This window comes from Paraburkholderia heleia NBRC 101817, from assembly GCF_000739775.1.
In the GTDB taxonomy this organism is placed as follows: domain Bacteria; phylum Pseudomonadota; class Gammaproteobacteria; order Burkholderiales; family Burkholderiaceae; genus Paraburkholderia; species Paraburkholderia heleia.
Genome location: NZ_BBJH01000047.1, coordinates 61,624 through 72,840, shown reverse-complemented (window position 1 = coordinate 72,840; position 11,217 = coordinate 61,624). Strand labels below are relative to the sequence as shown.

Here is an 11,217-nt window from a genome sequence, read left to right as displayed (position 1 = left end):
TGATGCCGTGAATGGTGTATGCAGGCGGCTTCTTGCTGAACTTCTCCGCGCTCTCGCCGTACATCCTGAGCAGATTGCCCATGTTCGGATCGATCGGATCGATGGTAAGCCGGGCGGGTCGCCCAATCACCTGGTCCATCGGGATTCCAGCCATGGGGCTAGTGAATTCAATCTCGTACCAGTACAGCTGGCTGATCCTGTCGATACCCGCGAACTTCAGGACCGAGAAGGGCGCCGGGTGCGGCGCCAGCTTCAATTCATAAGCCTGCAACGGCATGACCATCGACATCGGAAACCTCTTCAACACGCGAACGCAACGGCATAGCCGGGGCACCGATCGGTGCCCCGGCGGGTACATGCGGGAAAACGTCAGATCAGCCCGGTCAGCTCTTGGCCTTCGGCATCTGCGAAACGAGCGACAGCCCGATGTCCATACCCTCGACCTGGAAGTGCGGGATCACGTACAGCTTGATGCGGAAGAAGCCCGGGTTGTCCTCGATGTCCTCGACCGTCACCTTCGCCTCGCGCAGCGGGTGCGAGGCCTGCAGCTCATCACCCGGATCCTTCATCTCGGTCACGAGACCTTTGATCCAGTTGTTCAACTCGATCTCGAGTAGTCGGCGGTCCTTGGTCGTACCGATGTTCTCGCGCTGGATCAGCTTCAGGTAGTGCGCGATGCGCGAGAGCAGGAAGATGTACGGCAGACGCGCGTTGATCCGGCTGTTGGCCGTGGCTTCCCTGGTCTCGTACAGCGCAGGTTTCTGCGTCGAGTTGGCCGAGAAGAAGCACGCGAAGTCGTGGTTCTTGTAGAACGAGAGCGGAATGAAACCGAGATTCGCAAACTCGAATTCGCGCGTCTCCGGAATCAGCACTTCCGTCGGGATTTTCGGCTGGACACCAGTCCCAAGGTCGTAAAGGTGAAGAGGCAGGCCTTCGACCTTGCCGCCAGCCTGCGGACCGCGGATCTGAACACACCACCCGTTATTCACGAAGCTACGCGTCATGTTCGCAGCGAACGCGAACGATGCGTTGACCCACAGGTACCGGTTATGATCTGGGCCCTTCACCGCTTCTTCGTAGTTGAAGGCACGCACCGGCACTGTGTCCTTGCCATACGGCAGACGGCCCAGCACGCGCGGCATCGTCAGACCCACGTAGCGGGCATCATCCGTGTCTCGGAAGCTCTTCCATTTGATGTACTCGGCGCGGTCGAAATAGTTGCCGATATCCTGGATGGCCGCCACTTCTTCCATCGACTGCTTGCCGAAGAATCCCGGACCCACCGAGCCGATGAACGGCATGTGCGCGGCAGCCGCCACCTTCGAGATGTTGCGCAGCAGGGCGATGTCCATCGGCGAATTCGAAAACTCGAAGTCGCTGATCATGGCGCTGATCGGCTGCCCGCCCGGGGTGTCGTATTCCTCGATGTACGTGAGGCGATACAGACCACTCTGAATGAGTTCCGGCGTGTCCTCAAAGTCGCGCTGCAGCGCATCCTTCGAGACGTCGAGCACTTCGATGCGCGCGTTGCGGCGGAAGTCAGTGCGCGAAACAAGCATCTTGAGGCCACGCCAGCGCCCTTCGAGCGCCTGGAATTCAGGCGTATGCATGACCGCGTCGAGTTGCCTGCCGATCTGGCGATCGAGCTGGCCGATATGGAAATCAAGCAGCGACTTGTCCAGACGGTCGACGGGCTGGCTCGATTTGGCCACGAGGTCGAGGAACGCGCTCATGCCGCGCGCGATACGCTCGTCGGCCGATGCCTCGGAAAGCATGTCGCTGTCGCGAAACGCCTCGAGGGGTCGCGCCTGGGTAACGGGCTTCAGGTTGATCTTGTCGCACAGCGCGGCATAGACGCTGTCGTGTTCGAGCACAACCGTTTCTGTTGCGCCCTGGCTGGATTCATTCTGGTTCATGGTTTGTCCTGTCTGCGTGTGTTGCGCAACCTGATTGCGAAAGGCGGCGAAGGCCGCTTTAGCCCGGCGGCGCTCAGGCATGCCCTTCCGGTTGGGTCGCGGCCGTTGCGATCTGCGCCAGTTCGCCGCGCAGTTTGTCAGAGAGCCGTTTCTCCTTCAGGATCTTCTCGAACTCGCGACGAAAGGTGCCGTTATCGAGCAAGTTCGATTTCAGATCGCGCAGCAGGTTGCGCATTGCGAGCATCGCTTGAAGTTCAGGAATCTGGCGTGCAACCTGCTCCGGTTCGAAATCCTTCATTGAACGGAACGACAGGTTCACCGGCAGTTCGGTGCCGTCGCCAGCGAGCGTGTTTTCCGCTGCGAGCTTGAGGTCCGGCGCGTAGTCGGCCAGCACGGCGTCAAAGTTGTTCTTGTCAATATTGACTTTCTTGCGCTCGGCCAGTGGTACCTGCTCACGGCCCGCGCTAAAATCGCCGGCGACAAGCAGCTTGAGCGGCAGTTCTACCTTCTTCTGTGCCCCTCCCGTATGAAGGTCAAGCGTAATTGATACGCGACTTTTTGGGATTTCTCGCTGGAAGCTGTCCATAGTATTCCTCATGAAATGACGTTGGCGATCCCCGCTGAATTTGCCCGCAGCGCCAGGGAATCTAGCGTCATGCCTCTGCAATCACTAGCTGCAACTGCAATACATAACCATGCTGACTACCCCATTGCGTGGTCTCCCTTCATGCGGCTTGGTTTACCGTGGCGTATTAGAGCGGATTATTCCCGGATCGTCAAAGAGAATTCGTTGATGAGTGTGATTTTCGGAATTGTCTTAATGGGATAGCATGGAGTTCTCACTCAAAAATTTAACATTATTGAACCTGGATCAACGCTCAACGTGCTAGCCAAATCATCACAAAAAAATAGAATCCCTCGTATTTCAAGGAATTTTCTTGATGGCCGTCAAGCCTACGTTAGGCTTACTAACTGAGGAACATGATTTATTCAATACATGTTGATATCGAATAAATTCGAATTTGATTTAACGAATTATCTGATCGATGTTGATATACGAGGGGTATACAGATATCCAAATTCGCGTTTAAAATTCGCCGCCTGAGAGCAGTAGAAAATGTGCAGGCGACCAATACATGCGAATCGACAAACCACTCTGGCACGACGGCCTCATCCTCTCGCAGCAGCACTTCCAGCAACAGGACCGGTGGACGGAATTTGCCCTGCAGCAGTTCGTTGCCGCGGCTTTCGCCGATCCATGGGGAACACTCCGGGTCGAGGTCGACGAGGAAGCCCTTGCGACGGGTCGGCTGAAACTCACCCACCTCAAGGGACGATTCCCCGACGGCACTCCGTTCGACACAACAGTGACGGATGCGCTCCCAGGAGCCCGCTATCTGGCCCAGGACGTCCCGGCCGACCGCCAGAGCGTTGTCGTGTACGCCGCACTTGCATTGCTGGACGCCAACGGCAACAACTGCCGCTTCGATGAGACGTCGCTCGCACGTCCGCGCCGTTCATATCGAGAATTTACGAAGGTCACCGATCTGAACGGGATAAATGAAGTCGAACTCGCGGCGGAGCGTCACGCGATCCGGCTGCTCTTTGATTTCGAGCCGCACGCCGATGACACGGTATGCGCCATCGCACGCCTCACGCGCACGACCAACGGCCAGTTCCAGATCGATCACCGCTTCGTGCCACCCTGCCTCACGCTCGCCAGCCATCCTCTCCATATCGAGCGGATCAACCGTCTTGCCGATATTCTGACGGCAAAGAGCCTGGCACTCGGATCGCGTCGCAGCGAGCGTCTCGAAGCGGTCGTCGAATATGGCGTCGGGGACGTCCAGCTTTACTGGCTGCTTCAGTGCATCCACGCTGCGTGGCCACATCTGCGGCTTTACGCCTCGCACCCGGCCCGCCCGCCCGAGCACCTGTATATCACGCTCGCCCAGCTCGCCAGCGCGCTCATGACGTTTTCCACCGGGACACAACTGACGGATATCCCGGTGTATGACCACGCACGGGCTGACGAGGTGTTCGGGAAGCTCGAGTCGATGATCCGCGAGCTGCTGGATGCGATCATTCCTTCGCGAGTGGTGTCGATCGGTCTCACGCGCAATGGCCCGACGACATGGTCGGGCCGGTTCCTTGACGAGCGCCTGATCGACGGGACTGCGGACTGGTACCTCTCGGTCAATGCGCCTATGCCGGCGTTTGAACTCGTCGAACAGTTTCCGCGACTATGCAAGATCGGCTCGCCGGACGATGTCGCGCACATCATCAATTCGGCGCTGCTGGGCATTCCGCTCAAGGCCGTGCAACGGGTGCCGGCCGCCATTCCGGTGCGACTGGACAACCAGTACTTCGCACTTGACTCCACGAGTACCGCGCACGCGAAGATGCTCGCGGCGCGGGCCTGTCAGGTCTACCTCCCTGCTTCCGTACCCGACGCGACCCTCGAACTCTATGCGGTGCTGCGCTCATGACGATCCTCACTTCCAGTCGCAATGAGACGGCCCTGATGGGTTTGGCGCCGGCCACTGACCACGTCAGCAGTGGCGGAATACGCGATCTGCTGCGGGATACAGCGCTGCAGGTCACTTCACTCGCGCCGGGCGGATCGGTGGCGGACACTACGGCGTTTCGCGACCGTTGCAGGCAACTCATGAGAAATTTCTCGGACGCGCTCACGCGCCGGGGTTACTCCGAGGACGTGCGGCGGGAGGCGATGCTTGCCCAGTGTGGACTGCTTGATGAAACCGCGCTGCGCGAGCTGGGTGAAGAAGCCCGTTCCGGATGGGGGCTGAAACCGCTGCAGGTTGAACAATTCAAGCTGCACGATGCGGGCGAACGCGTCATCGATTGCATTGAGGCGCGTCTGCGCGAAGCGTCGCCTAGTGTCGACCTTCTCGAGTGCTATTCGGCCATCCTCGGCATGGGGTTCATGGGCCGCTACGCCCGTGATGGCGACGCGAAGCGCGCCGAACTGGTTGCTGCGCTGAATGCTCGTCTGGAGAAGCTTCGTCCCGCCGTTGATCAGCCATTTATTGCAGACCATGCGGGACGGCGCTTGTCCGACTGGTTCTACCGGCTGTCGCCGTGGGCCATTGCAGGACTCGCCTGTATTGCTGCAGTGGCAGTGTGGGGAGTGTGGAACGTGGCGCTCGATGCGCAGCTTGCGCACATCACGACCGCCAAGGCCAGTCGCCCGTGAAACCCGATCTACCTATGCTGAATCCAGCACCAAATCGGGCAACGGCTTCCGGCCGATCATCGGACCATGTTCTGGGCTATCCGTTGCGCTTGATGGTTGTGCTGGCGTGTGTGTTGGCTCTCGCGGTGATCTGGCTCGTGGCGCAGCCTGGACGGGGTGTGGCGTGGATGCTCACGGGTGTGATTGTGCTTGCAGCCGTGCTGCTCATCTACACGCGCACCCGGATGCTCTGGCGTGCGCGCAGCCAGGGCGCCCAGGTGCTGGCCGCGCTCGGCGAAGCCACTGCGGATATTCCGGTCAGGCTGCGCACACGCATGCCGCTCGTGCTGGTCACGGGCGACGATCTGTCCGCGCTGTTCGACCGGCACGACGGGGAACGCTTTGTGCATGTTGGCGACGGCGCAATCTGGCTGCGGGTCGACCGGCCGCGGGACTTGCCGCAGCTTGCTGTTGCCGTCAGGCAATGGCGCGATGGCCGTGCCCCGGATGGGGTCCTGCTGTCAGTGGCGCCGGCCAGGTACACGGATGCCGACATGCTGACGCAGTCACTGCGTGTCATACGCCAGGCTGTCGCGGACGCCGCCCGCATACTCGGCTCAGGTGCGCTTCCAGGATATGTCGCGGTCTACCAGCGGCTGACGACTGCGCCGGCAGACCTCGCGACACTGCGATGGTACGGCGTCTCTTCGGTCAGGCGCATGGTCGATGCGCAGCGTTTCGAGTCCATGATCCGCGCGGCCGAGAGCGAGGTACAGCTAGCGGCGGACAGGCGCGTGGCTCGCGTCGCGGCGGCGCGCGCGGCGGCCCTTGCATCGATTGCTGGCTGGACGCAGCGGGTCGTGATCCATGCGCTCACGGACCGGCAGCAGCCCGCCACGCCGTGGGCACTGTTTGGTGCCGGCTGGATCGATTGCGGACCCGGAAGCGGACCCGGCAATCCGTGGGCGCGCGATGCGCAAATGCAGACCCACGTTCTGCGCGCTGCGGCCCAGGCATCACCCTCGCCCTGGCCGCTGCCCCAGGCACTCATCGCGGCCATGCCGCAGCGGCGCTGGATGTCGCCCCGTCTGGCTGCCGTTGCCCACGCAATTGCGTTGCTTGCCTGCGCGGCCGCGTTCGCGTGTTTCTATTCCGGCAGGAACAACCAGACACTGCTCACGCGTGTTGGTGCGGATCTCGGCCGCTATTCGATGATCCCGACCGCGCATGACGCCGCGCGACGTGATGCACTGCAGGCGCTAGTGGCCGACCGGGATGAACTCGAGCGTTACGGACGGGTTGGTATTCCACTGCGTCTGTCGTTCGGCATGTATCGCGGCGCAAAAGCCATCCCGGCGCTCAACAATGCGATCGCTTCGTACGTGGCCCCTCCGCCGCCTCCGGCCGTGGTCACCCTCAACAGCATGTCGTTGTTCGACAGCGGCAAGGCACAACTGAAGGATGGCTCGACGCGCGTAATGGTCGACGCACTCGAGATGATCAAGGCACATCCGGACAAACGCATTCTCGTCGCCGGCTACACCGACAACGTGGGCAGTCCGGACAGCAACCTGAAGCTATCGACGGCGCGTGCGGAGGCCGTGCGCGACTGGCTGATCGAGGTCTCCGGCATTCCGGCCACACAGTTCGCCATCCAGGGTTACGGCGACACGCGTCCGATTAAGGCGAACGACACCGATGCGGGTCGCGCGAAAAACCGGCGTGTGGAGATCACGCTGGTGCCCGACGCCCCCCATGGTTGATGCAGGGAAATTTTCGCCCCCGGAGCAACCGCTTCGGGAATTCAAGGCTCGGGGCTGGCTCCGGGCGACTGTTGCAGTAAGTAAAAGGGAGTGAAGCAATGGCAATTCCGGCATACATGTGGCTCAAGGACGACGGCGGCGCCGACATCAAGGGCTCGGTGACGGTCCAGGGCCGCGAAGGCAGCGTCGAAATCACCGCATTCGAGCACGGTGTGCATATTCCGACCGATGGCAACACCGGCAAGCTCACGGGGACCCGTGTGCACAAATCGATCACGCTGGTCAAGGAAACGGACGCATCGACGCCGTATCTTTACAAGGCGGTGACGAGCGGCCAGACGCTGAAGTCGGCGGAGATCAAGTGGTACAAGATCGACGACGCAGGCAAGGAAAAGGAATATTTCAACACGAGGCTCGACAACGTGAAGATCGTTGCCGTGCGTCCGAAGATGCTCGATATCAAGAACCCGGACTACGAGAAGCACAATCACCTCGAGGAAATCGAGATGCGCTACGAGACGATCACCTGGTCGTACAAGGACGGCAACATCATCCACAAGGACACCTGGAACGAGCGTTCCTGATTACCCGTGGTTTGAATACCGGCCGCGCCTTCCCCGGTGTGGTTTTTCTCCCGGAATCTCAGGCCTTCCTTTGCCAGTCTGCCTGCTCGGGCTGGCCTTTTCTCTTTCGAGGGGCGGGTCGCTCCCAGCGCACCTGCCCCCGCTTCAGACATGCGAACAGCCCGACCATGACCGTGCGCAACGACCGCCCTCTCTCTTCTCGCGACGCCAGCCAGCTTCTGCAGCGGCTCAATCCACACTGTGCGAACGCGCTCGAGGCGGCCGCAAGCCTGTGCCAGACACGACTCGCGGACGAGATTACGGTCGAGCACTGGCTGCTCAAGCTGATCGAGGCGGGGGACGGCGATATCCCGGCCATCATGAACCACTATGATCTGAACATCGATACCGTGTGGGATGCGCTACTCAAGGCGGTCGAGCACACGCCCCGTAACCTGCGCGGGCGACCCAGCCTCTCGCCACAACTCGCCGTCGTCCTCCAGGATGCGTGGTTTCATGCGTCGACCCGCGACACAACGGATCATCCTGCCGTCCGTTCGGGTAACGTCCTGCAGGCCATCGTTGAGGCGCCGCACGTCCTGCGTGCGACCCACGCGTGGCAGTTGCTGTCGCTCAGTACGGCGCAGATCGAACGCCTGCTGCCACGCCTCGGGCAGCGAACGTGCGAAAACCAGCAGGAAGAACCGGAAGCGCAGCCAGAACGAATAGCCGCCGCAACGGGAACCGCTGCCGCCGAAGGCACGCCAGAAGGGAAAACGACACAGGCAGTCAAGCGGAATGTGGAAGTCGAAGCGCTCGCCCGTTTCGCGATCGACATCACGGCCAGGGCACGTGAAGGCGAGATTGACCCGGTGTTCGGACGCGAGCGCGAAATTCAGCAGATGGTCGACGTGCTTGCACGCCGACGCAAGAACAACCCGATCCTCGTGGGCGAACCGGGCGTCGGCAAGACCGCGCTCGTGGAAGGCCTGGCGCTTCGCGTGGCCGAAGGCGCGGTGCCGAAGGTGATCCGCGACGTACGCATCCTCACGCTCGACCTGGGCCTCCTGCAGGCGGGTGCCGGAGTGAAGGGCGAATTCGAACAGCGCCTGAAGAATGTGATCGATGAAGTCCAGGCATCGCCGGAACCGGTGCTGCTCTTTATCGACGAGGCGCATACCCTGATCGGCGCGGGCAACGCCCCCGGCGGCGCCGATGCGGCCAACCTGCTCAAGCCGGCACTGGCGCGGGGCGAGCTGCGCACGATCGCGGCCACCACATGGTCGGAATACAAGGAATACTTCGAGCGCGATGCCGCGCTCGAGCGCCGTTTCCAGATCATCAAGGTTGACGAGCCTGACGACGATGCGGCATGCCTGATGCTGCGAGGACTCAAGGACCGCTACGCGAAGTACCACAACGTCCACATCCGTGACGAGGCACTGGTCGCGGCGGTGAAGCTCTCGCGCCGCTACATTCCCGCGCGACAACTACCCGACAAGGCCGTCGACCTGATCGACACGGCAGCCGCGCGCGTGCGCATGGGCCTCGAATCCCCTCCAGCGGAACTGCAGCGCGCTCGCGCCGCAGTCTCGGCGATTGAACTGGAACTCACGACGGTTGAAGACGACGCCCGCGCCGGCATCGAAGGCGTACAGGCGCGTCGTGCCGCGCTCGATACCGCGCTCACCGGCGCGCAGGCGAAGATGGAGACACTGCAGCACCGATACGGACAGGAACTCGGCCTCGTCCACGCCCTGCTCGAACAACGCGTTGCCTCGACGGTCAACGCGGCCGGCAATGAGACCGCACTGGCGAGGACACGTGAAGCGCTCGCGCACGCACAGGGCAAGACGCCCCTGATCTTTGCGGATGTGGACGCCCAGGCGATCGCGCGCGTGGTCGCTGAATGGACTGGCGTGCCGGTGGGCAACCTCCTCGAAGACGAACTGCAGGGCCTGCTCACCCTCGAGGCACAGCTCGCGAAGCGCGTGGTCGCGCAGGACGACGCGCTCTCCATACTCGCGGAAAGCCTGCGCACCGCGAAGGCAGGGCTGAAGAACGAGCACGCGCCGCTCGGCGTATTCCTGCTCGCGGGCCCCTCCGGCGTCGGGAAAACAGAGACCGCACTGGCGCTGGCCGATCAGCTCTTCGGAGGCGAGGCGGCACTCACCACGATCAACATGTCGGAGTATCAGGAGTCGCACACGGTGTCGCAACTCAAGGGTTCTCCGCCGGGTTACGTTGGCTACGGTCGCGGCGGCATCCTGACCGAGGCGGTGCGTCAGCGCCCGTACAGCGTCATCCTGCTCGATGAGATCGAAAAGGCCCATCGCGATGTACTGGATATCTTTTACCAGGTGTTCGATCGGGGCGCGATGCGCGATGGCGAAGGTCGTGAGATCGACTTCCGCAACTGCGTGATCCTGATGACGTCCAATCTCGGCAGTGCCCAGATCGACGACGCCACGACGGACAACGCGACGATCGCGCAGGCAGCACTCCTCGAGGCGATCCATCCGCAACTCGTGGCGCATTTCCAGCCCGCTCTCCTCGCGCGTTTCCAGACGCTGGTGTACCGGCCGCTCGACGTGGCCGCTCTCGCTGACATCGTGCGCCTGAAGCTCGGAAAGGTCACTGAGCGCCTGCGCCGGCAGCACGACGTCGAACTGGTCTGCGACGAATCACTCATCGGGGCGATGGCCGAACTGTGCCTCGCGCGCGAATCCGGCGCGCGCAATGTGGACGCGTTCCTCAACCAGCGCATCCTTCCCGCGGTCTCGCGTGAGCTGCTCACACGCATGGCAAGCGGTGCTGCGCCCGAAAAGATCGCCTTGTCCAGCTCGCCTGACGGCAATCTCACAATCGACTTTATCGAACGGGGTGACACTGGTGCGGAAGTACCGGCTCTTGAGTTGTCGGTTGACTGAAGGAGGGATCGACATGCCCGCAGGACCCTCCCTTTACGACATGCTGCTCGGCCAGATTGACGGTGAGCCGCTCGGGAACCACGACGACAGGACACTGGAAATCCTGAGCGTTCAGGCCAACATCCGGCGCATCCTCAACACGCGCGCAGGCGCGCTCAAGCACGTCCCGGACTATGGGCTGCCCGACCTCACCGGGATATACCGGAATCTACCCGCTTCCGTTCACGATCTGCGCGGCCAGATGGAGAGCACGCTGCTCAAATTCGAGCCGCGCCTGCGTGCGGTCGAGATCGAGATTGACGACAAACCGGATCCAGGCCTGCTCGTGAGCTTCATCATGATCTGCCATCTCAGAAAGGCCGGGCTGGTGTGTTTCGGAACGCATTTCGAGCCGCCGGGCCGCATGCACGTCAAGCGTCTCGTGAATCGCGACCAGACCCGATAACCGGCATTGGCGATCATACGCCGCGACACTGCAAGCATTGCGGGCCTCCGTTCCTCAAGTGGTTGTGTCGCAACTCCACTTTGGCACAGTGATGCCGTTCGGTTCAGGAGGCCCTCAATCATGCCCACGTCCCCGAAGATAGGGCGGTGTCCATTCCATCACGGCCGTGAGCTGTCTCTCGCCAACACCGGCTACCATGCATTCGCATTGCCGCTTTGCCCATCGATCGGCCGTTCGGAATGGGCTGTGCGCGTCGTTTTGCCTGCTGATTGCGCCCCGGCTTCCCACCCACGCAGCAAACGCGGTCAGGCGCATAATCGAACTCTGCCGGAGGGATGGCAGACACAACATTCCCCGTTGCCATAGCGACAAAGCTTTTTACGGTATTTCCCACCCCAAGTTAA

At 61.6% G+C, this 11,217-nt stretch carries 8 protein-coding genes and 1 pseudogene; 6 read left to right on the top strand and 3 right to left on the bottom strand.

Features of this window, described 5'->3' with window-relative positions:
• The 3 genes and pseudogenes from BHE01S_RS30580 to tssB all read right to left on the bottom strand — a co-directional run.
• Window positions 1–289: pseudogene (locus tag BHE01S_RS30580) on the bottom strand (type VI secretion system tip protein VgrG); the annotation flags it as partial.
• A 94-nt stretch (window positions 290–383) separates the two neighbouring features.
• Window positions 384–1,916, bottom strand: coding sequence for a type VI secretion system contractile sheath large subunit (gene tssC, locus BHE01S_RS30575; RefSeq protein WP_042270640.1), 1,533 nt, complete (start codon window positions 1,914–1,916; stop codon window positions 384–386).
• Between the two features lie 73 nt (window positions 1,917–1,989).
• The gene (gene tssB / locus BHE01S_RS30570; RefSeq protein WP_042270636.1) at window positions 1,990–2,502 is read right to left on the bottom strand and encodes a type VI secretion system contractile sheath small subunit; all 513 of its coding nucleotides are present in this window, start codon (window positions 2,500–2,502) and stop codon (window positions 1,990–1,992) included.
• A gap of 550 nt (window positions 2,503–3,052) precedes the next feature.
• Between tssB and tssK the strand changes: the two genes are divergently transcribed.
• From tssK to tssE, 6 genes are all read left to right on the top strand, one after another.
• A complete protein-coding gene (tssK, locus tag BHE01S_RS30565) occupies window positions 3,053–4,405 on the top strand; it encodes a type VI secretion system baseplate subunit TssK (RefSeq protein ID WP_042270633.1) in 1,353 nt (450 codons plus the stop codon).
• Window positions 4,402–5,133 (top strand): DotU family type IV/VI secretion system protein, encoded by a 732-nt coding sequence (locus tag BHE01S_RS30560; RefSeq protein ID WP_042270631.1) that lies wholly within the window; start codon window positions 4,402–4,404, stop codon window positions 5,131–5,133. Before tssK ends, BHE01S_RS30560 begins: the two co-directional genes overlap by 4 nt.
• A gap of 14 nt (window positions 5,134–5,147) precedes the next feature.
• A complete protein-coding gene (locus BHE01S_RS30555) occupies window positions 5,148–6,875 on the top strand; it encodes an OmpA family protein (protein WP_157025742.1) in 1,728 nt (575 codons plus the stop codon).
• Window positions 6,876–6,973: 98 nt separating this feature from the next.
• A complete protein-coding gene (locus tag BHE01S_RS30550) occupies window positions 6,974–7,459 on the top strand; it encodes an Hcp family type VI secretion system effector (protein WP_042270627.1) in 486 nt (161 codons plus the stop codon).
• A gap of 167 nt (window positions 7,460–7,626) precedes the next feature.
• Window positions 7,627–10,368, top strand: a complete 2,742-nt coding sequence (gene tssH, locus BHE01S_RS30545; protein WP_042270624.1) for a type VI secretion system ATPase TssH — start codon at window positions 7,627–7,629, stop codon at window positions 10,366–10,368.
• A 13-nt stretch (window positions 10,369–10,381) separates the two neighbouring features.
• Window positions 10,382–10,813 (top strand): type VI secretion system baseplate subunit TssE, encoded by a 432-nt coding sequence (gene tssE, locus BHE01S_RS30540; RefSeq protein WP_042270622.1) that lies wholly within the window; start codon window positions 10,382–10,384, stop codon window positions 10,811–10,813.
• The last annotated feature ends 404 nt before the right edge of the window (window positions 10,814–11,217 follow it).

Bases quoted from the DNA above. Each gene is read 5' to 3' on its own strand.
- tssC (WP_042270640.1), bottom strand. From the start codon at position 1,916: ATGAACCAGAATGAATCCAGCCAGGGCGCAACAGAAACGGTTGTGCTC.
- tssB (WP_042270636.1), bottom strand. From the start codon at position 2,502: ATGGACAGCTTCCAGCGAGAAATCCCAAAAAGTCGCGTATCAATTACG.
- BHE01S_RS30560 (WP_042270631.1), top strand. From the start codon at position 4,402: ATGACGATCCTCACTTCCAGTCGCAATGAGACGGCCCTGATGGGTTTG.
- tssE (WP_042270622.1), top strand. From the start codon at position 10,382: ATGCCCGCAGGACCCTCCCTTTACGACATGCTGCTCGGCCAGATTGAC.
- tssH (WP_042270624.1), top strand. From the start codon at position 7,627: ATGACCGTGCGCAACGACCGCCCTCTCTCTTCTCGCGACGCCAGCCAG.
- BHE01S_RS30550 (WP_042270627.1), top strand. From the start codon at position 6,974: ATGGCAATTCCGGCATACATGTGGCTCAAGGACGACGGCGGCGCCGAC.
- BHE01S_RS30555 (WP_157025742.1), top strand. From the start codon at position 5,148: ATGCTGAATCCAGCACCAAATCGGGCAACGGCTTCCGGCCGATCATCG.
- tssK (WP_042270633.1), top strand. From the start codon at position 3,053: ATGCGAATCGACAAACCACTCTGGCACGACGGCCTCATCCTCTCGCAG.